21 protein-coding genes, 3 tRNA genes and 6 pseudogenes are annotated in these 24,360 nt (G+C 52.7%); 22 read left to right on the top strand and 8 right to left on the bottom strand.

Features of this window, described 5'->3' with window-relative positions; all coding sequences use genetic code 11:
- Positions 1–86 precede the first annotated feature (86 nt).
- From NSS88_RS15275 to NSS88_RS15290, 4 genes and pseudogenes are all read left to right on the top strand, one after another.
- Positions 87–157, top strand: a tRNA-Gly gene (locus NSS88_RS15275).
- Between the two features lie 175 nt (positions 158–332).
- Positions 333–409, top strand: a tRNA-Arg gene (locus tag NSS88_RS15280).
- Positions 410–913: 504 nt separating this feature from the next.
- Positions 914–1,225: pseudogene (locus NSS88_RS15285) on the top strand (IS701 family transposase); the annotation flags it as partial.
- 153 nt (positions 1,226–1,378) lie between these two features.
- Positions 1,379–4,192: a tetratricopeptide repeat protein gene (locus NSS88_RS15290; RefSeq protein WP_341085206.1), complete on the top strand. Its 2,814-nt coding sequence runs from the start codon at positions 1,379–1,381 to the stop codon at positions 4,190–4,192.
- Positions 4,193–4,295: 103 nt separating this feature from the next.
- On the opposite strand, the gene NSS88_RS15295 is transcribed toward NSS88_RS15290, so the two are convergent.
- On the bottom strand, positions 4,296–5,537 hold the full coding sequence (locus NSS88_RS15295) for an aminopeptidase (RefSeq protein ID WP_033017195.1): 1,242 nt from the start codon (positions 5,535–5,537) through the stop codon (positions 4,296–4,298).
- 158 nt (positions 5,538–5,695) lie between these two features.
- On the opposite strand from NSS88_RS15295, the pseudogene NSS88_RS15300 reads away from it, so the two are divergent.
- Positions 5,696–6,207, top strand: a pseudogene (locus tag NSS88_RS15300) (sodium:solute symporter family transporter); the annotation flags it as partial.
- Between the two features lie 122 nt (positions 6,208–6,329).
- Here NSS88_RS15300 and NSS88_RS15305 read toward each other — a convergent pair.
- Positions 6,330–6,710: pseudogene (locus NSS88_RS15305) on the bottom strand (diguanylate cyclase domain-containing protein); the annotation flags it as partial.
- 366 nt (positions 6,711–7,076) lie between these two features.
- Between NSS88_RS15305 and NSS88_RS15310 the strand changes: the two are divergent.
- The 5 genes from NSS88_RS15310 to NSS88_RS15335 all read left to right on the top strand — a co-directional run bounded on the left by NSS88_RS15310 (position 7,077) and on the right by NSS88_RS15335 (position 9,891).
- Entirely contained in the window at positions 7,077–7,592 is a 516-nt protein-coding gene (locus NSS88_RS15310) for a DoxX family protein (protein WP_033017197.1), read from the top strand.
- Positions 7,593–7,845: 253 nt separating this feature from the next.
- A complete protein-coding gene (locus NSS88_RS16780) occupies positions 7,846–8,205 on the top strand; it encodes an AMP-binding enzyme (RefSeq protein ID WP_049624779.1) in 360 nt (119 codons plus the stop codon).
- A gap of 474 nt (positions 8,206–8,679) precedes the next feature.
- Positions 8,680–8,964, top strand: coding sequence for an autorepressor SdpR family transcription factor (locus NSS88_RS15325; protein WP_015375228.1), 285 nt, complete (start codon positions 8,680–8,682; stop codon positions 8,962–8,964).
- On the top strand, positions 8,951–9,598 hold the full coding sequence (locus NSS88_RS15330; RefSeq protein WP_341085207.1) for an SdpI family protein: 648 nt from the start codon (positions 8,951–8,953) through the stop codon (positions 9,596–9,598). The genes NSS88_RS15325 and NSS88_RS15330 overlap by 14 nt, the downstream gene beginning before the upstream one ends.
- Before the next feature lie 89 nt (positions 9,599–9,687).
- On the top strand, positions 9,688–9,891 hold the full coding sequence (locus NSS88_RS15335; RefSeq protein WP_049624781.1) for a hypothetical protein: 204 nt from the start codon (positions 9,688–9,690) through the stop codon (positions 9,889–9,891).
- Here the strand turns inward: NSS88_RS15335 and NSS88_RS15340 are convergent.
- Positions 9,874–10,056 (bottom strand): small acid-soluble spore protein H, encoded by a 183-nt coding sequence (locus tag NSS88_RS15340; protein ID WP_049624782.1) that lies wholly within the window; start codon positions 10,054–10,056, stop codon positions 9,874–9,876. The two genes, NSS88_RS15335 and NSS88_RS15340, sit on opposite strands and share 18 nt — an antisense overlap.
- Before the next feature lie 206 nt (positions 10,057–10,262).
- Here NSS88_RS15340 and bioF point away from each other — a divergent pair, with 206 nt between their 5' ends.
- Complete coding sequence (gene bioF / locus NSS88_RS15345; protein WP_341085208.1) at positions 10,263–11,435, top strand: 8-amino-7-oxononanoate synthase; 1,173 nt, start codon at positions 10,263–10,265, stop codon at positions 11,433–11,435.
- Positions 11,436–11,515: 80 nt separating this feature from the next.
- On the opposite strand, the gene NSS88_RS15350 is transcribed toward bioF, so the two are convergent.
- Positions 11,516–11,589 (bottom strand) — tRNA-Pro (locus NSS88_RS15350).
- 367 nt (positions 11,590–11,956) lie between these two features.
- On the bottom strand, positions 11,957–12,418 hold the full coding sequence (locus NSS88_RS15355; RefSeq protein ID WP_061580688.1) for a Uma2 family endonuclease: 462 nt from the start codon (positions 12,416–12,418) through the stop codon (positions 11,957–11,959).
- Between the two features lie 135 nt (positions 12,419–12,553).
- Here NSS88_RS15355 and NSS88_RS15360 point away from each other — a divergent pair, with 135 nt between their 5' ends.
- From NSS88_RS15360 to NSS88_RS15385, 6 genes and pseudogenes are all read left to right on the top strand, one after another.
- On the top strand, positions 12,554–13,129 hold the full coding sequence (locus NSS88_RS15360; protein ID WP_055358991.1) for a Uma2 family endonuclease: 576 nt from the start codon (positions 12,554–12,556) through the stop codon (positions 13,127–13,129).
- Between the two features lie 160 nt (positions 13,130–13,289).
- On the top strand, positions 13,290–14,216 hold the full coding sequence (glsA, locus tag NSS88_RS15365) for a glutaminase A (protein WP_055358990.1): 927 nt from the start codon (positions 13,290–13,292) through the stop codon (positions 14,214–14,216).
- A gap of 13 nt (positions 14,217–14,229) precedes the next feature.
- Complete coding sequence (locus tag NSS88_RS15370) at positions 14,230–14,634, top strand: hypothetical protein (protein ID WP_020279271.1); 405 nt, start codon at positions 14,230–14,232, stop codon at positions 14,632–14,634.
- A 520-nt stretch (positions 14,635–15,154) separates the two neighbouring features.
- Positions 15,155–15,781, top strand: a pseudogene (locus tag NSS88_RS15375) (RNA-guided endonuclease TnpB family protein); the annotation flags it as partial.
- A 70-nt stretch (positions 15,782–15,851) separates the two neighbouring features.
- Positions 15,852–16,046 (top strand): annotated as a pseudogene (locus tag NSS88_RS15380) (carbohydrate ABC transporter permease); the annotation flags it as partial.
- The gene (locus tag NSS88_RS15385) at positions 16,043–16,669 is read left to right on the top strand and encodes an MFS transporter (RefSeq protein WP_328074984.1); all 627 of its coding nucleotides are present in this window, start codon (positions 16,043–16,045) and stop codon (positions 16,667–16,669) included. The pseudogene NSS88_RS15380 and the gene NSS88_RS15385, both read left to right, overlap by 4 nt.
- Before the next feature lie 100 nt (positions 16,670–16,769).
- On the opposite strand, the gene NSS88_RS15390 is transcribed toward NSS88_RS15385, so the two are convergent.
- Together NSS88_RS15390 and NSS88_RS15395 are read right to left on the bottom strand one after the other, a co-directional pair.
- Positions 16,770–17,207 carry a GNAT family N-acetyltransferase gene (locus NSS88_RS15390; RefSeq protein ID WP_061580961.1) on the bottom strand — a complete coding sequence of 146 codons (438 nt, stop codon included), beginning with the start codon at positions 17,205–17,207 and terminating at the stop codon, positions 16,770–16,772.
- 204 nt (positions 17,208–17,411) lie between these two features.
- Positions 17,412–18,307, bottom strand: a pseudogene (locus tag NSS88_RS15395) (Rpn family recombination-promoting nuclease/putative transposase).
- A gap of 258 nt (positions 18,308–18,565) precedes the next feature.
- Between NSS88_RS15395 and NSS88_RS15400 the strand changes: the two are divergent.
- From NSS88_RS15400 to NSS88_RS15420, 5 genes are all read left to right on the top strand, one after another.
- Entirely contained in the window at positions 18,566–19,579 is a 1,014-nt protein-coding gene (locus NSS88_RS15400) for a LacI family DNA-binding transcriptional regulator (RefSeq protein ID WP_341085209.1), read from the top strand.
- Between the two features lie 140 nt (positions 19,580–19,719).
- A complete protein-coding gene (locus NSS88_RS15405) occupies positions 19,720–20,799 on the top strand; it encodes a Gfo/Idh/MocA family protein (protein ID WP_341085210.1) in 1,080 nt (359 codons plus the stop codon).
- 118 nt (positions 20,800–20,917) lie between these two features.
- The gene (locus NSS88_RS15410; protein ID WP_341085211.1) at positions 20,918–21,667 is read left to right on the top strand and encodes a ThuA domain-containing protein; all 750 of its coding nucleotides are present in this window, start codon (positions 20,918–20,920) and stop codon (positions 21,665–21,667) included.
- Positions 21,664–22,818, top strand: coding sequence for a Gfo/Idh/MocA family protein (locus NSS88_RS15415; RefSeq protein WP_341085212.1), 1,155 nt, complete (start codon positions 21,664–21,666; stop codon positions 22,816–22,818). Before NSS88_RS15410 ends, NSS88_RS15415 begins: the two co-directional genes overlap by 4 nt.
- A 103-nt stretch (positions 22,819–22,921) precedes the next feature.
- Positions 22,922–23,893: a sugar phosphate isomerase/epimerase family protein gene (locus tag NSS88_RS15420; protein WP_341085213.1), complete on the top strand. Its 972-nt coding sequence runs from the start codon at positions 22,922–22,924 to the stop codon at positions 23,891–23,893.
- Positions 23,894–23,989: 96 nt separating this feature from the next.
- On the opposite strand, the gene NSS88_RS15425 is transcribed toward NSS88_RS15420, so the two are convergent.
- A complete protein-coding gene (locus NSS88_RS15425) occupies positions 23,990–24,322 on the bottom strand; it encodes a hypothetical protein (RefSeq protein ID WP_061580956.1) in 333 nt (110 codons plus the stop codon).
- Positions 24,323–24,360: the final 38 nt, after the last annotated feature.

Consider the following 24,360-nt stretch of genomic DNA (forward strand, 5'->3'; position numbering starts at 1 on the left):
TCAAAAAAGATATTGACAAAAAAACAATTAGCGATTATATTTTTATTGCAGTCGTTTCTAAGACAAGTCCTAATGATATTGATTATGCGGGTGTAGTTTAATGGTAAAACCTCAGCTTCCCAAGCTGAAGTCGTGGGTTCGATTCCCATCACCCGCTTTCCTTTATTTTATCGTGAATATCGTATGGATATTGTTCCAGCAGCTCAGCAGGATAGAGCAACGAGCAAAGTCATCTTTGAAATGGCTACGAGTTGCCCCGACGCATCGGGCTTCTTCGAATCGGCTTGTAGAGGAAGGGGCAGCGAGGATATTGGAGTTTCCTAATGGATTGTGTCCCAGTAGCTCAGTAGGATAGAGCAGCGGCCTTCTAAGCCGTCGGTCGGGAGTTCGAGTCTCTCCTGGGACGCCACTTACATACGATTCGTTCGGGTTAAAATCCTCAAAGCCCTTGATACGACCGCGTTTGCGGTCGTTTTTCATTTTTTGGGAATCTCGAAAAAACGATAGGATCCGAAAAAATTTTGCACGAATTTTGCGCGGTGATCACAGGGCATTATAGAGTTCCATCATGGTTTGATCTACCTGCCGCGATTCTTTTTTTCCTTCTCGTCTATGATGTGAGAGTAGAAATCTTCATTTGAAAGAGCGTGCAAACGTTCCGAAAGAATGTGCAAAATCCAGAATAATCCGTAAAAATTTTGCACATGACTCACATTTCGCACCCTAACAAGGTCAAAACGAAGGATTTTTTATTTCATTTTTCAGAATAACTTCTTGACTGTAGATGAGCAAATTCACTAACATAAATTTACATCGAAACAAAAAAGGAGACATGAACCCGATTCCTTGGTTAGAATAGATGTGCTACCAAACCATTCACAAGGAGGTTCATGTCTCATGAATAGATTAGCACATCATCAAGACGAACCGGATTCTCTATCCGAACGGCGTTGCCGTCCAAGCGAAGCAGTTGGCCCGCTCCATCGAACCGAATGACACTCACCTCGTCACGGTGGGAGAAGAGCATTATCGCGTCTATCGTTACGAAGGAGCGCTCAACGGTCTCGACCATGCGGTGGTGCTGCTCGCTTGGAAAGCCAATCAGCCGATGACATCGGAACATCTTCACTGCGTCTTGAGCACCGACCGGGAGCTAAGCGATGAAGACATCTTGCGCCACTATGCCCAACGCTGGTCGAGCGAATGTTTTTTTCGACAAGCTCGTGGGCGTAACCACCATTGAAAGTTCCTTTGATTGGCCTCATCGCCTATTGGGTCGAATTTTGTCTCGCAAATGAAAACAAATTGAAACGTTCATGGCGGCGAAAGTTTGTTAAAATGTATAGGATAGAAATAAAATTAGAAAACGTGCCATACAATGAACATGCATGGCAAATATACGAGTCAGGTGATCGACATGGGGTTTGAACAGCAACTTGTTCATAAAACATTTTACGAGACGCTCGTCGAGGCGGGGGAACGCGACGTTGTCAGCGCGCTTGGCGATATTTTTTTCACGGCGCATCGGGATGGCGCTGATTTGTCGTCGATTCGCTTTGCCCAAGGGGAAGTGTATTTCCACCGCCGCGACTACGAAGCGGCGATTTTTAAATGGGAACAAGTCCATCACGACGATTTGCGCCCGTGGGCGCAAAAAAATATCGCCGACAGCTACTATGAGCTTGGACGGCTCGAGCTGGCCGAGGAGCTGTACCGTTCGATTGAGACGGAAAGCGAAACGTTGCATGCGGAAATCATTTTGCGCCTGTTTTCGCTCTACCGTGAGTTGGGGGAAAACGCGAAAGCGGATGATATGATTAAGCGCGGTGTGACGTTGTATCCGGATTATCCGAACATGACCGAATGGGCGCGCGCCTTTTTCGAGGAGCAAGGTGATTGGGAAAGCGCCGTCGAGCTTGCTTTAGGAGAGGCGGTGCGGACGTCGGCGCGCCGCTGGGCGGACATCTTGACCGGTTATGTGGAACAAGGACATGCGCGAACGATGGCGCCTGCGCGGTTTTCACGCTGCCTGGCGCTGTTGTACGAAACGGATCGGGTGAAGTTTGAACGGCTTGTGCAGGCGCTATGGAACGGGTATCGGGATGGTGACCTCTATTTTTCGTGGCTCGCGGAGTGGAATCGCCTCTATGATGAGTTGTCGATCGGCCGCGACTACGACTGGAAGCGAATTCCTGGCCTTTTAGGGGAAGCCTATGCAGGATTGATGAAAGGCCCGTACCGATTGAAAGAGTTGGTGGAAGTGGTGCCACCGCTTGTCAAAAGCTGGGTAAGTTTAGCCGACGGTCCGGAGACAGCGGTGGCCGCGGCTGCCTTGTTGGCGTGGAGTGAGAAATTTCCTGAGGCGTTTGAAGAAGAGACGGTCAACGACGCCGCTAAGCGGCTCGTCCATGCGAAACGGCAAGCTGGGGAAGCGGGTGTGTCGCTATTTGAAGAAATTGCCGATTGGGCGGAAGAGCAGCGGGCGGGCTCGCATTTCCGCTTCCGCTGGTTCGTGCGGCAGTTGTCTGATTCGCGGACGCATTTCGTTTTGGTCGCTGGGGCGTCGCGCCATGAGCGGTTGGCGTTTTTGCGGACGTTGGTCGGCGAGGCAGCGTTGGCGGCGCCATCTGCGCCGGTGCTGGCATGGAGAAACGGCGGGGAGATGGAAGTCGCGAAAATCAGCGACGACCAGTTTACCGTTTTTTCGAGCATTGACGAATTTCAACAAGCAACGGGCGGCCGCGGAAGCCGATTCTCCGATGACGCTGTCATTGAATGCACGGCGCCGTTTTCACTCGTGCCGCAAGGGATTGTCTTGTTGGATATCGGCCCGCTCGGCGGGAGCGCTTCATCCGACCATGAAGCGCTTGTGTCGTTTTCGCTTGCTGACAGCATTCTTTTTCTTCTCAACGGCGAGGATCCGTTTTCTAGCGCCGATGAACAGTTGATGTTGCAACTTCGCGAGCGGGCGCCGTCTGCGCCGATGTGCGTTTTGCTTCCTCCGGGCGACGGGATGGTGGATGAAGAGGAGACGGCGAGAATCGTTGAGGAAGTGGAAGCGCACGTTCGTACGATCGTTCCGGAAGCCAATGTCATGGTCTATTCGCCGCATGCGCCAAACCGCAAGCAGCAGCAAGCCCTCGTCGGCTGGCTTGAGGAGATGCGCCGATGCGTGTCCCCTGTCCGCCGCGAGGAAGCGATTTTAACGACGATCCGCCAGTTCATCGCTCATTTGTTCCAGCAGCGAGCCGAGGCGGAAAGTCGACTGGCGGAGCTGGTCGTATGGAAAAAAGAAATGGCGGCCAAACTGAGCGGCGCCATTCATCAGCTTGGCGACCTGCAAGAGGAGAAAACGGCCAAAACGGAAAAGTTGTTCCACACCGTCTTGGCGGAAATGCGGGGCGAGCTGTTGACGGCGATTTCCGATCTGTTGCGCAGCATGGCGGATCTTGTGAGCGAAGACAGCGATTTTTCCCGCTTGCATCTTGAACTGAACGACAAAGCGAACGAACGGCTTCGCGCTTACCTTGATGAAGAGGCGCTGCCAAAGCTGCGCCGCGCCATGGAACAGTGGATTGCAGCGACGGAAGACGAATTCAACGAATGCCAGGTGTTTTTGCATGAAATGGGCGAAGGGTTTAACGCCATGTTCGGCCAGGAACGACTCAAGCTCGAATGCGATTTTCACCTTCTCGCCGATTGGCGGCGCGATACGGATCGGTTGATCAACGGGGTGCAAGTGGGCAAGGTGAACGTTTTCTTGCGGAGAACGCCAAGCCAGCTGCTGTTGAAAGGGGCGGGCAAACTGCTCGGCGCCTTCGCGCAAAATAAGGCGATGCTGGCGCAAAAGTATAAGCAGTTGATCCAGACGCAAGATTACGCTGAGGTGGTGGAGGCGATCATCCAGCAGTTGTTGCTGCCGTTTGAATGGTTTGCCAAATCGCTTGAGCGTGATGTCACTCAATTTTTCCATGCGCCATTGACGGCGCTCGATGAAACGTTGAAACGGCTGGAGCTGGAGATCGCTGCCCAGGAAGGCGAGCTCAAACATATGCGCAAAAACCCTGAGGCGTACCGCGACCCGCTTGTCCTCTTTGGCATCCGTTTGCGGCAATGCGAGCAGCTGGCGCAGGCGGCATCTGCCGCTGTGCAATTGCTACAGGACGAAAACAAATCAATCCGTTCGGTCTAATGGTTCCGTGCAAAACCGTGCTTGAACGGAATAAGGCTGCGCCAACGGTCGGGTCTGGCCGCTCGTTTGGCGCAGCCTTATTGTTTAGAGCTGGCGAAACCGATTACGCCAGTTCGAATGCCCAGTTGCCACTGCGGAAAATCGGCTCGCGCTTCCCGTCTTTCGTCACGCCGTCAATGTTCAGATCAGCTGAGCCGATCATAAAGTCGACGTGGACGAGGCTGTCGTTGACGCCGCGGCGGTCAAGCTCCTCTTTGGAAAGAGAGGCGCCGTTTTCGATATTGGTCGGATACGCCTTGCCGAGCGCCAAATGGCAAGCGGCGTTTTCATCAAACAGCGTGTTGTAAAAAATGAGATTGGACAGCGACACCGGCGATTGGTGCGGCACGAGGGCGACTTCCCCGAGGCGGCGCGCGCCGTCATCGGTGTCAAGCAAGTGCTTAAGCGTCTCATATCCTTGTTCGGCGCTGAAGTCGACGACTTGCCCGTCTTTGAACGTGAGCGTAAAACCATCGATCACGTTGCCGTTGTAATTGAGCGGCTTCGTGTTGCGCACTGTGCCGTTGACGCCGTCTTTATGCGGCATGGTAAACACTTCTTCGGTCGGGATGTTGGGATTGAAGCGCACGCCGCTTTGACTCGTCGCCGCGCCGCCGTGCCAGACGTGCCCGTCGACGAGCTCGACTGTGAGATTGGTGCCTGGCGCTTCGTAAACGAGCTGTTTGTATTGCTTGTTGTTTAAGTAATCGACGATGCGGGCGAGCCGGTCGTTATGTTCGCGCCAGGCAGCGATCGGATCGTCTTGGTCGATGCGGGTGATGCGGAAAATCGCTTCCCATAATTTGTCGATGGCTTCTTCATCGCGCAGATCGCCAAATACTTTTTGCGCCCACGCCGGTGTGGGGACGGAAATGAGCGACCAGCAGTTCCGGTCGGCCATAATGGCGCTCCGGTAGTTGGCGAGCGCTTGCGCTGCTGTTTTATTGGCGGTCGCGATCCGCTTTGGATCGACGTCTTTTAACAAGTCCGGATTCGGGGCGTGAATGGATAAAAAGGCAGCGCCTTGTTCGGCGAGTTCTTCCATCGCTCTTGCCCGCCACATCGGATATTCGGAAAACGCTTCTTCTGGGGCGTGGTGAAATTTAATGTATGTAAGCGCCTCGTCGTTCCACTCGACATACACGTGTTTCGCCCCGGTTTCGTACGCGGTTTTGGCGATTTTGCGGACGAGCGGCGCCGCTTCGAGCGGGGCGTTGACGAACAGCGTCTGCCCGGGCTGAATGTTCACCCCGACTTTCACCGCCAGTTCGGCGTATTTGTCCAATTCCTTCTCCCAACGGTTCATCTTGTTCACTCCTTTTTTTGGATTCATCTCCACTTTATTATAATTCCCACCGCCTTGCAACTTAGGGAACTTTACATGTGGACGCTGTCCGGACGAGAGCGAAACATTCCGATGTAGGACGCGCCTCATGTTGGAATAACAGGATGGGTTGACACATAACGGTGTTGCCGCACATGGCGCTCGACTTGCTGCCGCCGTGGCTCGCGGGAGTGCTTTTGTCCGGCATTTTGGCCGCATCGTGACAACGGCCGATTCGCAGCTGCTCGTGATCACGAGCTCCATCAGCGAAGATATTGTCCGCCGCTCGCTGCGCCTTCGCCTGTCGGAAAAACAGCTTGTCGCGCTTTCCCGCGCGGTAGTGGTCATCGCCGGGCTGCTTGGCTTGGTGCTGGCGACGACATCGGAGTCGCTTGTGTATTTCATTGTCAGTTGGGCATGGGCAGGGATCGGCTGCACGTTGTCGCCGGCGATTTTGCTCTCTTTCTTCTGGAAGCGGTATTCCGGCGTCGGCGTCATCGAAACGATTGTGGCCGGTTTTGTCAGCACGGTCATTTGGATTTCTTCTCCGCTTGAGGCCATCGTTAGCTCGCGGTTTACGACATTTGCCATTGCGCTGGCGGCCGGGGTGCTGTTTAGCCTGTTGTTCCCTGACCGGCAACGGACGATGTAACCGATAACGTCAGTACATGAACATGAGGGTGTCCCGAAAGAAGCGGGGCACCCTTTCTGATTGTTGCGTATCTGCACTGAACGCTTGACGATATCTCGCTTCTTTTGAGAAAAGGAGGAGGTTCATCCACGAGCGGGACAGGCGATTTCCATCCGGTTGCGCCCGTTTTGTTTGGCTCGATAAAGCGCCTGATCGGCAAGGGAAAGAACGGTTTCCGCGCTCTCATTTGGTTGCGGGACGGCGACGGCGGCTCCGACGCTGACTGTGACGACACAAGCAGCGGGCGAGGAACCGTGCGGAATGGCGAGCCGCTCGACGTTTGCCCGCACCGCCTCAGCGGCAGCCGATGCTTCGGACGGCGAAGTGTGCGGCAAAATGACGGCAAATTCCTCACCCCCATAGCGCGCTGCCGTCCCGCCGTATTGCTTGGCTGTTTGTTCAAGCGACAAGGCGACTTTGCGCAAACAGTCGTCCTCGCATTGATGGCCGTACGTGTCGTTGAACCGTTTGAACGAATGCGGGCGTCGGCATCAGTCACCATAATCCCTTAGCTCGTATGTTCGACAATTTGCTCGTACAAGTGATCCATTTATCTTAGTAGCATGTTCTTTCTTTTCCCCTCCATTGAATCGTTCCTTTTCTCTAAAAATTAACATTGTTTATTTTATTTTCCGGTATGAGAGGCAAGGCGCCAATCCTTTTTCCTGTGAGGAAAGGCCTACTGCGATGGAACGAATCTTGCATTTATCATTCCGTCATAACTTTTTGAAGATATTGTGAAATAGTGAGCAACTCTGCGCCGCCAGGCGAAAAAACGATTAAGATAAAAGTGTAAGGAACATCTTCCAAAACGAAAGGGGAGAAACACGATGGTTGTCAAATGGTTGCGCGAACACGTCACGGCATCGGTGTTGATGGTCGTATTCCGCTTGTATTTAGGATATGAATGGATGACGGCAGGGTGGGAAAAAATCACGCAAGGGTTTGACGCCACCGGATTTTTAAAAGGAGCGTTGGCGAAAGCCGCTGGGGAACATCCGGCCGTGCAAAGCTGGTGGGCGGCGTTTATCGAACACGTGGCGTTGCCGAATGTCGGATTGTTCAACGTTCTTGTGCCATGGGGTGAATTTCTCGTCGGGATCGCGCTCATTCTCGGATTGTTTACGACGTTTGCCGCCCTCATGGGAGCTGTGATGAACTTCGCCTTCATGTTCTCAGGCACGACGAGCACGAACCCGCAAATGGTGCTTCTTACCGTCTTTCTCCTCGTCGCCGGGGCCAATGCGGGACGATATGGCTTGGATCATTGGGTGCTGCCATATCTCCGCCACTGGTGGAGGGATAAAACGCATCGTCCACACCGACCGGCCTCATCGCATCAATGACCGTCACCAAGCCGCATGCGCTGCTTCAGGCTTCCTCCTTTTCCGAACGGCCGCTCCTTCTCCAACGTGGAAGGGGGTGGTCGTTTGCCGCGTCGGATAAAATGATTGGCTGTTCGAGAAAGGAATTTGGCGAATGACGGCGAAATGATATGCATATGGATGAAGCAGGAGACATGAACAAGTATTTGAAATCGTTTTCTGCAAGGTAACATACTAACCATTCAGTATTTTTTTATAAGGGATGGTGAAACGAATGAATGAAACACGCCCATACTGGCCGAGCGGGCTGCCGAAGGAACTCCGCTATGAGCTCGGCGAACAGCCGCTCTATGGCTATTTGCGCCATCGCGGCGAACGCGAGGAAAACGAGCCGGCGTACATTTTCTATAACAAGGTGATCACGTGGGGAACCTTGCTCGATCACGTTCACCGTTTTGCCCGCTATTTGCGGGAAAAAGGGGTGGAAAAAGGAAAGGTGGCGCCGTCTGAGTTGATCGAATGGGCGAAAGTGCATATGGCGGCGTTCAAGTATCCGCGTTATATCGAATTCATCGATGAATTGCCGGCGACGCCGTCAGGCAAAGTATTGCGAAAGCTGCTTCCAAGAGAATAAATATAGCGGCGGAGTTTGGCGCGGGCCGCCCCGCCTTTTCCGAAAAAAGGGGGATCACGGTGGACAATTTGCGGCAATTAACAGACGAACTGATGGCGAAAAAAGCGAGCGGCTGCTCGCCGCTTGGCCGACGGGGGGTTAATGGAAGTTAATGGGGAATCCCCCTCCGCCAGTGGCGGAGGGGGTGGCGCTGGGCTGTTTCTCTTTCATCGAGGGGCAGCGGTCGGATGCCGCATGTGAGAGGTGAAAAGTCGAAAAATACATTGACAATCCAATGGAAATGGAATATTCTTTAATTAGAAAGATGTCTAAATATCGAATGTTTTTGTCCGTATTTAGATAATTTCCTAAATGTCTAACTATAGACCGGCATGAAAAATCGTTTGCATGTGCCGCGTACGAAGCTGTGATAAACGAAAGATGCCCCTTTAGCGGTTCATCCAACGAAAACTCGTTTGCAAGGTGGAATCGCCATTGTCATTCAACGAAGCGTTTAAAGCGATCGCCGACCCGACGCGCCGGAAAATTTTATCCTTGTTGCGGAACGGGGAGTTGACAGCAGGGGAGATCGCTTCGCATTTTGATATGCAAAAACCGAGCGTCTCGCATCACTTGAAAATTCTCAAACAGGCTGATTTGGTGCAAGACCGGCGTGAGGGACAGCATATCTACTACTCTCTGAACACGACGGTGTTTCAAGATTTGCTGCGCTGGTTTTACGATTTTGTCGAAAGGGGAGAGAAACATGTGGAAGAGTAATCGGCTTGCGATCATGCTTACAGTTTTCGCCTATGTCATCAGTCTGGCTGCCATTCCTTATTTGCCGGATCAAGTGGCCATTCACTGGAACGCAGCGGGTGAAGCCGACGGCTTCAGCAACAAATGGTTGGGTGCCTTCCTTCCCCCCTTATTGATGACACTTCTCATCATGTTGATGGGAGTGTTGCCGAAGTTTGACCCGAAAAAAGAAAGTTACGGCCGTTTTCAAAAAAGCTATCGCATTGTCAACGCGGCGCTCGCCTTCTTTTTCTTGCTCCTGCATATCGCAACATTGGCGTACAATCTCGGAGTTCCGGTTGATGTTGGACGGCTTGTGCTGATTGGTGTCGGAGTGCTGTTCATCGTGTTGGGAAACTACATGCCGAAAATCAAACCGAATTATTTTATCGGCATCCGCACGCCGTGGACGTTGGAAAGCGGGGCCGTTTGGAACAAAACGCACCGCCTTGGCGGCAAGGTGTTTATCGTGATGGGGATTTTGTCGATGCTCACCGCGTTTTGGCGCGGGGAGATGAGGGTTGTTTTGTTTCTCGTCATCATCGTTGTCGGCAATTTGTATCTCATCGTTCAATCGTTTCTTTATGAGCAGCAAGAACAGCGCAACCGTTCATAAATAGTTTGAGGCGAGAATGCTCTCTTTCCCCTTCGCTATCGTAAACCCGTCTCATTCGGGGCATGCTAGGGATGAAGGAGGGGAGGGCGATGAAACGGAAACCGGACAACCAACGCGCCGGGCATCCGGCCCGCGCCGCCGACACACGGACGGCAGGCCGGACAGCGATGAAGGAACAAACGGTGCAAGAGGCCTACAAAGAGCGGGAAGAGCTGACGGCCGATTCAATCAAAAAGCGGGAGAAAGGGCGATTCCTTTCTCTCGCTTTTTTGCGGTTAAGCATGCTCTTCTAAGCTGGCGACCGGCACGCTTTGTTTTTGCTTCGGGTTGTCAAGCGGGTGGATCGTTGCTACGCCTTTTTGCTGGTCGACATGCTCAATGTAAATGCGCTGGCCGTTGTACGTGACGTTTGCCATCACCGGCGACGACGCGATTTCTTGCGCCCGACGGACATCCATCTGAAACACCTCCTTATTTGCCGATAACACGCATAGTATGACAGGTGTGCGATTGAACTATGCATGTGGCCGAGATCGGAAAGAATAATTTTCAAAACAATGTGCTAAATAATCAATCAACAAAACCGACCATCTTTTCCTAGCCGATTCACACGTTTTAATGTAAACTATTTTTTATAAATAGTTTACATATAAGGGGGATGGGGATGAAAACCGAACTAACCGCCCAACTGCTCGAATGGGAACAAAAAGCGCAAAAACGCCAGCTGCGCCGGGCAGAGGCGTCAGGCGCTTCGGTCATGTTGGACGGAAAGCCGATGTTGAATTTAGCGTCCAATAATTATTTAGGGTTAGCGGATGATAGGCGGCTGATTGAGGCGGGCTGTGAGGCGATGCGAACCTACGGGGCTGGAGCGGGCGCATCGCGGCTCATCGTTGGGAATCACCCGCTCTATGAGCGGGCGGAAGCCGCATTGAAACAATGGAAAAAGGCAGAAGCGGCGCTTATTTTCAACAGCGGCTACACGGCCAACATCGGCGTGTTGACAGCGTTAATTGGCCGAGATGATCTTGTCTTTAGCGATGAGTGGAACCATGCGAGCTTGATTGATGGCATCCGCTTGAGCAAAGCCGCCTGTTTCCGCTATCGTCATAACGACATGAATCAGCTGGAGTCATTGTTGAAGCAATCTCCGCCCGGTAAGCGGAAATGGATCGTCACCGATGCCGTTTTCAGCATGGACGGCGATTGGGCGCCGCTACCGGAGCTTGTCGAGTTGAAACGGCGCTACCGCGCGATATTGATTGTCGACGAAGCGCACAGCGGCGGTGTGTTCGGACCGAACGGCGAAGGGCTGCTTCACCATTTCGGGCTTGAGAAGGAAGAGGATGTGCTCGCCATCGGCACCTTCAGCAAAGCGCTCGGCAGCTTCGGCGCGTATGTAACAGGAGAGCCGTGGCTGGTCGACTATTTGATCAACAGCGCCCGCAGCTTCATTTTTACGACCGTCTTGCCGCCATCGGTCCTTGCCGCCAATGAAGCGGCTATTCATATCGTTCAATCCGAGCCGGAGCGGCGCCAGCGGCTGCACGCCTTAAGCGAACAGTTCCGCACGAAACTGAAACAGCTTGGGTTTGACACCGGCGGCAGCGAGACGCCGATCGTTCCGGTGATCGTCGGCCCGAACGACCAGGCTGTGGCGATGAGCGAGTTGCTGCAGGAAGCAGGCATTGCAGCCGTCGCCATCCGGCCGCCGACCGTCCCTGAGGGAACGGCGCGCATTCGCTTTTCCATCACCGCGGCGATGACGGAAGAAGACATTGATATGGCGGTTGACCGTATCGCTTGGGCAGGAAGGCAGATTGGATTGATTTCATAGGGAAAAACGGCGTCACGAGGAGGAAACGCGTGAGAGAACAAAAAAACCAGCCGGACGTTTTTTCGGCTGGTTTCCTTCGATCGGGATGACAGGATTTGAACCTGCGACCCCACGCACCCCATGCGTGTGCTCTACCAAGCTGAGCTACATCCCGAAATGGATGGTGAGACATTTTCGATTATACAAGAAAAGCAGGACAAAATCAATGGCGAATTTTGCGTTGAGTTGGAAAAGGATGCCGTTGAAAGACTATCGGCATCCTTGTTGCTGACAAGTCTGTTTTTTTCTGTTTTCATGCTCCTTTGAACGTATCTTCCTCTGTCTGTCCGCCCCTGCTTTTGCGACAGAGAATTCGCCATTGATTATACGACAAAGCATGCAAGATATCCCGCTAAAGAACTCGTGATTGGAAACGAGTTGTTCAGCAGAGACTCTTTTTAAGTTGAGGAACTTTGCAAAATCGACTCGACTTCCGCCACAAAAACTGCCGATAGGCCGAAAAGAATGGTTTTCCCCGTCTTCTACACGCCTTGGAAAACGAGCGCGGTGTCAATCGTTCCGATCACAGAATCGAACGTTTCTCCGCAGGCGATGATCGTCTCGGCGTATCGATCATGTTCGAGTGTGCACTGACGGATCGTTTTGTTGTATGGGTCGGCGATCCAGTATTCTTCCACTCCGTAGGCACAGTACAAATCTTTTTTCAGCGTCACATCGATTTTGTAGGTTGACGGGCTGACAACTTCGATGACGATGAGCGGCCGCCCCTTATAGCCGCCGATGATTTTTTCCGGCCGTTCGCAATAGACAGCGACATCCGGCTGGATAAACTCGTTCATCACGTTTCCGTTCTTTTCGAGTTTCACGGATAAGTTTGAAATCGGTTGACATGGGCTTTTTCCTTTGATCATGGAAACAAGATTGTCGCAAACGATTTGATGTTCCCATGACGGGGACGGGGACATGTTGATGGCTTCTTGCATGCTCCTCACCTCTTTTTCATTATACTTGAAACGGTTCTCCCTTGCCTACAACGGGTTGTGGAGAAAAAGAAAACGCTAGGTTGCCAGGCGGTATTCAAGTATACTATAAAGAAAACGGGAAAGGAGGCCGTTTTGATGCCGATGCCGGAAAAAGGGCAGCCGTTCACCTATGCGCAATACATGATGCTCGACGAAGATGTACGATATGAGGTCATTGACGGCCAAGTCTTCAACATGTCTCCCGCTCCGACGCCGAAACATCAGGCAGTGCAACGTGAATTGTTGGTGGAATTTGCGACATATTTGCGGGGGAAAGAATGCACCGTATTTGGCGCTCCGATCGACGTTTGTTTGGCGGATCGGGATGATCCGGAACAAATTCGCGAATGGGTTGAGCCGGATCTTGTCGTTGTCTGCGACAAAAACAAAATTCGTGAAAAACGAATTGTTGGCGTGCCGGATCTCGTTGTGGAGATTATTTCAAAATCAACGGTGCGCAAGGATAAAATCGTCAAATTTCACCGTTACGAGCGGGCAGGGGTGAAAGAATATTGGATTGTCGATCCGATGAATGAGACGATTGATGTCTATGTGCTCGAAGAAGGGAGATTCCGCCACCAAGGGATGTATGTCCGCGATGATACGATTCCTGTTCGCATGTTTCCCGGATTTGTGATCGAATTGAAAAACGTATTTGCCGAAGAAGAATAAGAAAAACGGCTGCTGTTCAAACCGCATGCTCCCCTTGTTCGTTTGTCGCGGGCGGATCCATCAGGCGGGGGGCAAGAGGCTGCCTGCGGGGGAATCGATGGCTGTTTGCCACACACTTGGGCATAGAAAAGGAAAAAACAGGCGATACTAACGATCGGTGATGCTTGTGTACAACCAAGAAGAACTGGTCCGCTTTGTCGAAGAAGCGAAGCAGTACGCCCGCTACGGAAAAGTGGCTGACTACATCCCCGCCTTAGGCAAGGCGAACCCGAATGAGCTGTCGATCGCCATTTACACGCCGGATGACGAGGTGGTAAGCGCCGGGGATGTGACGGTGAAAGTGACGCTGCAAAGCATTTCCAAAATTATTGCGCTCGCCCTTGTGCTCATCGACCGGGGCGAGGATGAGGTGTTCCATAAAGTCGGCATGGAGCCGACGGATTATCCGTTTCATTCCATTGCCAAATTAGAGGAAAAGCCTGCCAAACCGCTGAATCCGATGATTAACGCCGGCGCGCTTGTCGTCACGTCGATGATTCAAGGCGGCTCGGTGTCCGAACGGCTGGAACGGCTGTTAGCGTTCGTCCGCCGTCTCGCTGGCAACGAACGCATTTCGTACTCCGACGAAGTGGCCCGCTCCGAATATGAAACAGCGTTTTTAAATCGTTCGCTTTGCTATTTTCTCAAGCAGCATCGTATCATTGATGAAGATGTCGAAGAGCTGATGGAATTGTACACGAAACAGTGCGCCATCGAAATGACGTGCATCGACCTGGCGCGCATCGGCTTGGTGCTCGCGCTTGACGGACGCGATCCGCATTCGAGTGAGCCGCTCATGCCGCTTGATGTCGCCCGCATTTGCAAAACGTTCATGGTCACGTGCGGCATGTACAACTCATCAGGTGAATTTGCCATCAAAGTCGGCATTCCGGCGAAAAGCGGCGTCTCGGGCGGCATTCTCGCTGCCGTGCCCGGGCGGTGCGGCATCGGCGTTTTCGGCCCGGCTCTCGATGATAAAGGGAACAGCTTGACCGGGGTGAAACTGCTCGAGCGGCTGTCAAAAACGTATTCATTAAGCATTTTCTAAGGAGGAAATCACGATGAAAACATTTACGGTCCAGTTTCACCGCGAAGACGACGTCGAAGCGATGAACGTCGGCAAGTTGAGCCAAGAGGATTTTGACAAGGCGACCGAAGGCGGGACGCGGCATCTGTTTGACCTTGACACGAACATCGGCTATTTCGTCTTTTTTGACGCCGAGGACAACGAAGGCAAGGTATCGTATTTAATGCTTCAATACGAAGAAGACAGCGAAGACCCGAGCGCGTGCTACAGCTTTGAGCTGAAAGACTTTTACGAATTTATGGCGCTTTACTTAAATGACCTTGAATTCGCCGACGAAGAAGAAATGGCGGAAGATGGCGAAGAGGAATACGGCCCGATTCACCATTTAGCCCATTTGCTTTATCATATCGTCGAGGAAGGGAAGACGGTGGAGGTATGAGGCATATCCCAAGCCAAACGGCTTGGGGTTCTTTGTTTATAGGGCAAAAAAAGAATTTGGGGGCTTGACGAACGATTTTACGGCGATGTAAGATGGTTTTGTAATCGATTACATAATAAGCTGACAAAGCGGACAAGGGGCGCGATGCTGATAGACAGGCTGTCTTCATTGAAAAGGAGAAACGGAAAACGATGCCCGCTTTTCGGCTTTTGGCGAGAAAAGGACAGACAAGCGAAAACGAGGATGATTCGCCCATTTGTATGTAATCGATTACAAACAATCGATGCATAGACAAGCAGTGGGGGATGCCAAGTCAAAAGTCAATGGATGTCATGTCCAGGAGGTGATTGGGGCAGTCGAAGCAACCACTATACGCGATGCCATGCGGTGTTTGACAAATCCAAAATTTAACTTAATTAGGCGAGAAGACTCCCACTTCAACGAAGCGAAGCGGAGTAAGTGGGAGATGAATCGCCTTAACTATATTTTGCTGAAAATAGGATAGATTCAGTAAAATATAGACGGCAGATCATTCATCATTGATGGGCGGAGATTAAAAAGTATCAATCAATGGTTTAACAAAGAAAATGCCAGACTTCAAAGCATAAAAGATAAGCAAAAAATCAAAGGCACCACTCGTAAACAGGCTTTGCTTGCTATGAATCGCAATAATAAAGTGAATGATTATATCAACAAGACTTGCCGTTACATCATTAACTACTGTATTGAAAATCAAATTGGCAAACTTGTCATTGGCTATGCGGAAACATGGCAACGCAATATGAATCTAGGAAAAAAGACAAATCAAAACTTTGTCAATATTCCTCTCGGTAACATAAAAGAAAAACTAGAATATCTTTGTAAATTTTACGGCATTGAATTCTTGAAACAGGAAGAATCATATACGTCTCAAGCCAGCTTTTTTGACGGCGATGAGATTCCTGAATATAATGCCGACAATCCAAAAGAATATAAGTTCAGCGGCAAACGTATTAAGCGCGGCTTGTATCGAACAAAGTCTGGCAAACTAATTAATGCTGATGTCAATGGCGCATTAAACATCTTAAAGAAAAGTAAAGCTGTAGACCTGAGTGTCTTATGCTCTAGCGGCGAAGTGGACACGCCTCAAAGAATAAGGATTGCTTGAAGCAGTCAAACTTCTTTGGAAGCCCCCACTTCAAATTTTCGCTAGAAAATTAAGTGGGGGTAGTTCACTTGCCTTGACGATCAATACGGCGGAAAAATACAAAACCGTTCCGGTCGGCATTGCCATGTTCCAAGGCCAGTATACGATCCCGTGGGGCGAAATTTCTGCAGCCACCGTGGTGGTGACGATCCCGCTTGTGATCATGGTGCTGTTGTTTCAGCGCCGCATCGTTTCCGGGCTCACGTCCGGTTCGGTAAAAGAATAAGGAAGAACAAAGGGGGCCGGCCGGCATCCTTTTGTTTTTGGAAACATCCACGCGAAATTCTTTGGTCGGCGCTTGCGCGGGTGATTGAAAACGGGTCATTCTATATTTTTGTCACGTTTCTCGTCAGCTATGGGACGACATTTTTGGGGATGGAAAAAAGCATTTTCGTCAATGCGACGATTATCGCCGCGGTGATCAACGCGCTTTCGATCGTCTATTCCGGCCATTTATCCGATCGGTGGGGTCGCCGCCGCGTCTACATGACGGGCACGATTTTGCTGATGCTTTGGGCGTTTCCGTATTACTGGCTGGTCAATACGAAAAGCGTCGGACTCATCTTCTTGGCGACGGTCGTGGCCATGGTGTTCCACGGCATGCTGTATGGCCCGCAGGCGGCCATGATCGCGGAAAACTTCCCGACGCGGCTTCGCTACAGCGGCGCTTCGCTCGGCTACCAGCTGGCCTCAATCATCGCCGGCGGCCCAGCGCCGCTCGTGAGCACATGGCTGTTGCACAAATACGGCAGCGCCACCGCCATCTCCTTCTATATCGTCGTCATGGGCTTGATTTCACTCGCTGGGGTGAAAATGCTGCAAGATCGCGCACGCCAGGCGATTGATTAGATGAATCGGACTGAACTCCATTATGGGCGCCTTTGCGTTCAGGCAAGGGCGCTTCTTCTTGCCGCCTGCTAAGGATGCCGGTGGGCGGGATATGTTTGCCTTACACGTTCATGCTCATGATAATGGTGTGGTGCTTGAATCCGAATGTTTCATACAGTTTCATCGCTTGATTCCCTGCATATACACGCAAACGAACCTCTGAATATCCATCTTGTTTCAGATGTTCGATGCCGGCTTCTATTAATTTCCTTGCCATTCCCTTTCCTCTAAATTCTTCTAACACAAACAATTCATAGATGAATCCATATCTTTTCCCAGTAAGCAGGTCTTGACTTGCTCCGATTAAAATCCAACCTATCAGATGATTGCCTTCCGTTGCGATCAAATAATAGCTCCCTTTCTGCAATAATGGCTCAATCAGCTGTTTGACTTTTTCCTCTGACGGTTTTACTTCGCCTAATGTGCCTTCGAATAATGCTTGTGGTGTAAGTGATAAAATCGTTTTGTATTCCGAATCGTTTGGTTTTCTAATTTCCATGGAGTTCCCCTCTCCCAATGATTCATAGATGGTTGGTTAGGCTTTTTTAGGCACTAGATCTTCGAAAGTCACGGGCTTCACAAACACGGCGGTCTCCGGGCATCTTTAGGCCATGCTGTTCGTACGACGATCGGTTGGCCGCTTGTCGCCGCCAACCGTCTTCTTTCGGTATTTTCCAGGGCCATCCACTTGCTTTTGATTTCCCTACTTTTCAAGCAATCCCCGAACATCTTCCTCTGGGAGATCCACCAATCGGGCAATGTCTTCCACCGTCATTCCTTTGCGCGCCATGTTGCGGATCAGTTGCTTCATTCCTTGTTTCATTCCTTGCTTGATCCCTTGTTCAATCCCGCGTTTCATTCCTTCTTCCAATCCCTCTTTCCTTCCCTTTTGCTCATAGGAAATGATCAGCTCCAACACTTTTTCTCTTTCTTTCGTTTCCATCGCCTTCACCTCTCTTTGCAGTTGCTGTTCTTCTTCCTCCGACAGCTTCACATACGTTTCAAAAAAGCCCAACAAGAGCCGCTGCCTCGCTTTATCCAGCTCCAATCGCACCAACATGCGCAAACACTTTTTTTCAACTCGACTTTCTCACTTTCAGTATACCCCATTTTGCCAAGGAGGGCAGCCGCGATCGGATTGTCATGCCGGATGTAGTCTCTCCAATGTTTCTTGCGCAGCTCTACGGGGAAAAAGCGAAACTGCAGCACGTCGCCAAAGGGAAACTCGATTGAGAATACGGATGGTTCCTCGCGAAAGGCCTCATAGCTGAAGACAGCGATCGGAACGATGCGGGTGCGGTATTTTTCAAACAAACGGCTGAAATAGATAAACATGCGCTCTGGAAACGATGGTTGCACGTAGCTTTGATTCTCCACATGAACGATGATCAGCCCGTCTTCCCCTTTCAGCTTCGTCTCGACCAATAGATCGACGCGGTATTTTTCACCTGCCGTGACATCAGTGAACAGTTCTTCGGACAGGAAGGACAAATGGCGGAAATCAATGTGTTCGTGCATGTCGGGGAAAAAGAGAAGGAGAAACTCTTCGAAGAACGTTTGAATCAGCTCTTTGAACAATCGGTCATGGTCAATGGCCATTCGATCACCTCGCTTTGAAATGTTACATTATCAACTGATTCGTGAGCAGAAGAAAAAATCCTGCATGGAAACTATAAAAAATCGATTACGAGAAGGCTGGTGGAAAAACGGCTGTCACCAGCCAATCAACGGCATTTCGCCAAAAAGAAGGAGCAACCCATGTCTAAGACGGATCGAAAAAACAACGATTGACAACCGTCCTGTCTTTCCGATACGATGGTAATGTAATCGATTACATAAGCGAGAGGACTACGACCAATGGCAAGCATAAAAGATGTGGCGAAACGGGCGAACGTATCGACGGCGACCGTGTCGCGCGTGTTGCGCAACACGGGCAACGTCACCGAGGAGACAAGGCAGCGCGTGCTTGAAGCCATTGAAGCGCTGAACTACCAGCCGAACGTGCTCGGCCGGTATTTGCGGCGGATGGAGACCGAGACGGTGCTCGTCGTCGTGCCCGATATTACGAATCCGTTTTTCTCGAAGGTGCTGCGCGGCATTGAAGCGGTCGCCCTCGAGCACGGCTATCAAGTGCTGCTTGGCGATACGCAAAATGACGCGCGGCTTGAGGAGCAATATTTGAACGTATTGCCGCAGCGGCAAGTCGACGGGATGATTTTTTTGACCGCCCGCATCCGCAAAGAGCTGATGGAAGAGATGGCGCGCCAGTTTCCGATCGTCTTGGCGTGCGAGTATCTCGAAGGGACGGATATCCCGACCGTGTCCATTGACAATATCAGCAGCGCCCGCAAAGCGACAGAACACTTGATCCGCCTCGGCCATCGCCGCATTGCCCACCTGTCCGGGCCGATGAACATCATTTTAAGCCGCGATCGGCTGCGCGGCTACCAACAGGCGCTGGCCCAGCATGAGCTTGAGGCGGACGCTGCGCTCGTGCAGGAAGGCGATTTTACCTATGAGTCCGGATATAATTTGACGCTGAAGCTGCTCGCTCTTGAGAAGCCGCCGACCGCGATTTTCGCCGCCAACGATGAGATGGCGATCGGGGCGGTTAAAGCCATTCGCCATCGCGGCGGACGCGTTCCCGACGATGTGGCCGTTGTCGGATTTGACGACATTCAAATGGCCTCGATTTTTGAACCGAGCCTCACAACGATCGCCCAGCCGATGTTTGAGATCGGCCAAAAAGCGATGGAATTGCTGCTTGCGCTCATTGAAGGAACGAGCGCGCGGCGGCGTCAGCTTGTTCTTCCCGATCGGCTCGTCATTCGCGATTCGTGTGGAGGAGAGCGCTCTGGGCAAAGGGGCTGACAGCGCTCTCTGTCCGGTGCGGGGAACGGGCGGATTTTTTTGCACGGTGATGTAATCGATTACATCACTTAGAAAACGGACGGCGAATCGGTGGAGCATATGGGACAGAGAAAACAAATGAGCGCAAGGGGGAAAAGGACATGGGAAACACACTTCCAATCCGCCTCGGCTTGATCGGAGCCGGAGGGATTTCCAATGAACACATCAAGGCGGCGCTAAACCTTTCCGAGCGCGCCGTCTTGCAGGCGATTTGCGACGTCAATGAACAAGCGGCCGCGGAGAAAGCGAAAACGTACGGCTTCCGTGAAGTGTATCGCGACTACAAGGAACTGCTCGCCTCACCAGATGTCGATGCCGTCATCATTACCGTGCCGAATTTTTTGCACGCCCAAGTGTCAGTCGACAGCTTGCGGGCCGGGAAACACGTGCTTTGCGAAAAGCCGATGGTGACGAAAGCGGAAGAGGCCGACGCCATCATCCGCGCCCGTGATGAGTCGGGAAAACAGTTTATGGTGTCGTTGAACAACCGCTTCCGCCAAGCAGCGCAATGGCTGCATGAGCGAATTCAATCCGGTGCGTTCGGCGAGATTTATTACGCGAAAACGGGCTGGGTGCGCCGCCGCGGCATTCCCGCATGGGGGGCATGGTTTTTTGACCGCGAGCGCTCCGGCGGCGGTCCGCTCATTGACTTGGGTGTCCATATGCTCGATGTGACCCTTTGGCTACTCGGCAATCCGAACCCGGTTGCCGTGACAGGGAAAACGTACGCGAAGTTTGGCCCGCGTCGCCAAGGGGCATGGCCGGGAACGACGTTTTCGCCTGATGCCGCCTATACGGTCGAAGATTTCGCCGCGGCGTTCATCCAGCTCGAAAATGACGCGACGGTGCTGCTGGAGACGAGCTGGGCGTCGCACATTGAAGAAGAGCGGGCATATGTCGAATTTCTTGGCACGGAAGGCGGCGTGCGCTGGGAGTGGAACATCGCCGGCAACCGCCAAGAAGTGAAATGGTTCCGCAACGAACACGGCGTTTCGGCCGATGTCACGCTCCATTTTGAGGACCAGGGCGAACGGGTGGCGCTCCTTGACCACTTTGTCACGAGCATCACGGAGGAGACGGCACCGCTTTGCACGGCGGAACAAGGGCTTACGATCGCCAAAGTGTTAGAAGCGATTTACGAATCGTCCGAAAAAGGGCGGCAAGTTCGCATCGAATGGTGAGAAACGCTCCATGAATCGCACTGGCGTCCCAACGAGTCGCGAACATGGGGAAACATTCCAAAAAACACTCGGCCTAGCCGCATACAGGCAGGCCGAAAGAACCAAGGGGGATCAATGAATGACCACACCCATCCGCGTCGTCGTCTGGAACGAATTTCGCCATGAAAAGAAAAATGAACAAGTAAGAGCGATTTATCCGGAAGGCATGCATACTGTCATCGCGAGCTACCTGGCTGAAGCGGGATTTGACGCCGCGACCGCTGTCTTGGACGAACCGGAGCACGGCTTGACCGACGAGGTGCTCGACCGGTGCGACGTCCTCGTCTGGTGGGGGCATATCGCCCATGACGAAGTGAAAGATGAGGTGGTCGAACGCGTCCACCGCCGCGTGCTCGAAGGAATGGGGCTCATTGTCCTTCATTCCGGCCATTTCTCGAAAATTTTCAAAACGCTGATGGGGACGACATGCAATTTGAAATGGCGCGAGGCGGATGAAAAAGAGCGTCTCTGGGTCGTCGCCCCGGGCCATCCGATCGTGGAAGGAATCGGATCGTACATCGAGCTTGAGCAGGAAGAAATGTACGGCGAGTTTTTCGACATCCCAGAGCCGGACGAAACGATTTTCATCAGCTGGTTTGAAGGTGGAGAAGTGTTCCGCAGCGGCTGCACGTTCACGCGCGGGAAAGGGAAAATTTTCTACTTCCGCCCTGGCCATGAAACGTATCCGACGTACCATCACCCGGATGTGCTGAAAGTGATCGCCAACGCCGTCCGCTGGGCCGCGCCAGTCAACCGCGGGGAAATCGTTTTCGGCAACGTCAAGCCGCTTGAGCCGATCAAAGCGAAACAAAGAGGGGTGACGCCATGAACCAGATCAACGTCGGTATTATCGGCACCGGCTTTTCCGCTTCTTCCCATATTGAGGCGCTCCGCCGCCTGCCGTTTGTGAACATCGTCGCCATCGCCTCAAGCAGCCAAGAAAAAGCGGAGGAAGCCGCTCGCCGATTCGGGATTCCGAAAGCGTACGGCGACTACCGCGCTTTAATTGACGACCCGGACGTCGAAGCCGTGCACAACTGCACGCGCAACGTCCTCCATTTCCCGATCAACAAGGCCGCGCTCGAGGCAGGGAAACATTTGTTGTCGGAGAAGCCGCTCGCCATGGACAGCGAACAGTCGGCGGAATTAAAGCGGCTCGCTGCACAAAGCGAAAGCCTTAGCGCGGTCTGCTTCAACTACCGCCACTACCCGCTCGTTGTCGAGGCGAAAGAGCGGCTCGCCCGTGAGGTGAAGCGCGTTCATTTCGTGTACGGCGGCTATGTGCAAGACTGGCTCTTGTATGACACGGACTACAACTGGCGGCTCGACCCGGCGCAAAACGGCCCGTCGCGCGCCATCGCCGACATCGGCTCACACTGGTGCGACACGGTGCAATACGTGCTCGGCAAGAAAATCGTCGAAGTGTTCGCCGACTTGCGCACTGTCCATCCGGTCCGCTACAAGCCGAAGCAGGAAGGGAGCACGTTTGCATCCGGGCATGCTCAAGACGCCGAGCCCGTCCAGATTGACACGGAAGACGGCGGCAGCGTGCTCGTCCATTTTGACGACGGCACTCACGGCGCGTTTACGATTTCGCAAGTGAGCGCTGGCCGGAAAAACCGGCTCTATTTTGAAATCGCCGCCGATGAGATGACGCTCGCCTGGGACCAAGAGCACCCGAACCGCCTCTGGGTCGGGCGCCGCAGCGGCCCGAACGAAGAAATCGTCCGCGACCCGGCGCTTTTGTCGCCGCAAGCCGCCGCTTACGCCCATTACCCGGGCGGCCATGAAGAAGGCTGGCCGGACGGGCTGAAAAATTTGTTCCGTGATTTTTATGGCGCCATCATCCGGAAACAACGCGGCGAGGCGCTCGGGGAACTGCCGTTTGCGACGATCGCCGACGGCCACCATACGATGACGATCGTCGACGCCATTTTGGAAAGCCATCGCACGAAACAATGGGTGCGGGTGGCGGAATAAGCGTGGGAGTTCGTTCGATCCGCTCATCCGACGAGAAGCAACAACAGCGCGGCGCGGCGGCCGTCCGGCCGTTGCGCGCCGTCAAAAGGGGGAGAATGACAAAATGAAAGTAGGCGTATTCACCGTCTTGTATCAACAGCTGCCGTTTGAGGAGATGCTGGACAAAGTCGCCGCCATGGGCATCGAAGCCGTTGAGCTTGGCACCGGCAATTACCCGGGCAGCGCCCATTGCGATCCCGACGCGCTGTTGGATCAGCCGGAAAACATCAAAGCGCTGAAAAAAGCTGTCGCCGACCGCGGCCTCGTCATCAGCGCGTTAAGCTGCCATGGCAACCCGCTTCATCCGGACAAAACGTTCGCGAAACAGTCACATGACACGTGGCGGAAAACGGTCAGGCTCGCCGAGCAGCTCGAAGTCCCGGTCATCAACGCCTTCTCCGGCTGCCCGGGCGACCATCCCGGCGCCAAATACCCGAACTGGGTCACATGCTCCTGGCCGCCGGATTACTTGGAAATTTTAAAATGGCAATGGGAAGAAGTCGTCATTCCGTACTGGCACGAAGAAGCCGCGTTCGCCAAGGAGCACGGCATCACGCAAATCGCCTTTGAAATGCATCCGGGCTTTGTCGTCTACAACCCGGAAACGCTCCTCAAACTGCGCGAACATGTCGGCGACGCGATCGGCGCCAACTTCGACCCGAGCCACCTGCTTTGGCAAGGCATCGACCCGGTTGAGGCGATCAAACTGCTCGGCCGCGAAAAAGCGATTTTCCATGTCCATGCGAAAGACACGTACCTAGACGAAGCGAACATCCGCAAAAACGGCGTGCTCGATACGAAACATTACAGCCAAATCCTCGACCGCTCGTGGGTGTTCCGCACCGTTGGCTACGGACAAAGCGAAAAAATGTGGCGCGACATCGTCAGCGCCCTGCGAGCCGTCGGCTACGACTACGTGCTGTCAATCGAACACGAAGATATGCTCGCTTCGATCGATGAAGGGCTGTCCAAAGCCGTCGCGCTTTTGAAAAAGGTGCTGTTCAAAGAAGAACTGCCCGAGATGTGGTGGGCGTAAAAAAATGGCGGCAAGGGAAAATGATCCCTTGCCGCCCGCCGTTTCAGCGTAAGCGCGAAAAAGACCCTCCAACGCCTGCCAAGAGGCGCACCTGCTTTAGACCACTTGCGCCGTCTCGCGGCCTACGCGCCCTTTCATGAACAGCAGCCGGTGCCCGTCCACCGTCAAATCGATCATCGCGCCATCCAACACATCATCGCCTGACTTTTTTCCGTTTGCCTGCAAGTACGCGACCCGGTACCACTTGCGCCCGTACTCAAAATACATGTACCGCCCGCGCCGGAAATCGATCCAAAACTTCACCGCCTCGCCGTTTACGGTCTTCCAGACATACCCCCACGCCCGGTCTTGGCGGATCGGCGCCATTTTTGGACGCGCGGAATTGATGACTTCATAATACAGGCGGTGTTTGATGTCAAACAGCACCATTCCGTTTGCCTCCTTTTGGACATGATACTATATGTATA

It is taken from the genome of Geobacillus sp. FSL W8-1251 (assembly GCF_038005945.1).
GTDB lineage: Bacteria > Bacillota > Bacilli > Bacillales > Anoxybacillaceae > Geobacillus > Geobacillus stearothermophilus.

What these genes read in the sequence shown, in the direction of transcription:
- NSS88_RS15290 (WP_341085206.1), top strand. Translation starts at nt 1,379, where the DNA reads ATGAACATGCATGGCAAATATACGAGTCAGGTGATCGACATGGGGTTT.
- NSS88_RS15295 (WP_033017195.1), bottom strand. Translation starts at nt 5,537, where the DNA reads ATGAACCGTTGGGAGAAGGAATTGGACAAATACGCCGAACTGGCGGTG.
- NSS88_RS15310 (WP_033017197.1), top strand. Translation starts at nt 7,077, where the DNA reads ATGGTTGTCAAATGGTTGCGCGAACACGTCACGGCATCGGTGTTGATG.
- NSS88_RS16780 (WP_049624779.1), top strand. Translation starts at nt 7,846, where the DNA reads ATGAATGAAACACGCCCATACTGGCCGAGCGGGCTGCCGAAGGAACTC.
- NSS88_RS15330 (WP_341085207.1), top strand. Translation starts at nt 8,951, where the DNA reads ATGTGGAAGAGTAATCGGCTTGCGATCATGCTTACAGTTTTCGCCTAT.
- NSS88_RS15335 (WP_049624781.1), top strand. Translation starts at nt 9,688, where the DNA reads ATGAAACGGAAACCGGACAACCAACGCGCCGGGCATCCGGCCCGCGCC.
- NSS88_RS15340 (WP_049624782.1), bottom strand. Translation starts at nt 10,056, where the DNA reads ATGGATGTCCGTCGGGCGCAAGAAATCGCGTCGTCGCCGGTGATGGCA.
- bioF (WP_341085208.1), top strand. Translation starts at nt 10,263, where the DNA reads ATGAAAACCGAACTAACCGCCCAACTGCTCGAATGGGAACAAAAAGCG.
- NSS88_RS15355 (WP_061580688.1), bottom strand. Translation starts at nt 12,418, where the DNA reads ATGCAAGAAGCCATCAACATGTCCCCGTCCCCGTCATGGGAACATCAA.
- NSS88_RS15360 (WP_055358991.1), top strand. Translation starts at nt 12,554, where the DNA reads ATGCCGATGCCGGAAAAAGGGCAGCCGTTCACCTATGCGCAATACATG.
- glsA (WP_055358990.1), top strand. Translation starts at nt 13,290, where the DNA reads ATGCTTGTGTACAACCAAGAAGAACTGGTCCGCTTTGTCGAAGAAGCG.
- NSS88_RS15370 (WP_020279271.1), top strand. Translation starts at nt 14,230, where the DNA reads ATGAAAACATTTACGGTCCAGTTTCACCGCGAAGACGACGTCGAAGCG.
- NSS88_RS15390 (WP_061580961.1), bottom strand. Translation starts at nt 17,207, where the DNA reads ATGGAAATTAGAAAACCAAACGATTCGGAATACAAAACGATTTTATCA.
- NSS88_RS15400 (WP_341085209.1), top strand. Translation starts at nt 18,566, where the DNA reads ATGGCAAGCATAAAAGATGTGGCGAAACGGGCGAACGTATCGACGGCG.
- NSS88_RS15405 (WP_341085210.1), top strand. Translation starts at nt 19,720, where the DNA reads ATGGGAAACACACTTCCAATCCGCCTCGGCTTGATCGGAGCCGGAGGG.
- NSS88_RS15410 (WP_341085211.1), top strand. Translation starts at nt 20,918, where the DNA reads ATGACCACACCCATCCGCGTCGTCGTCTGGAACGAATTTCGCCATGAA.
- NSS88_RS15415 (WP_341085212.1), top strand. Translation starts at nt 21,664, where the DNA reads ATGAACCAGATCAACGTCGGTATTATCGGCACCGGCTTTTCCGCTTCT.
- NSS88_RS15420 (WP_341085213.1), top strand. Translation starts at nt 22,922, where the DNA reads ATGAAAGTAGGCGTATTCACCGTCTTGTATCAACAGCTGCCGTTTGAG.
- NSS88_RS15425 (WP_061580956.1), bottom strand. Translation starts at nt 24,322, where the DNA reads ATGGTGCTGTTTGACATCAAACACCGCCTGTATTATGAAGTCATCAAT.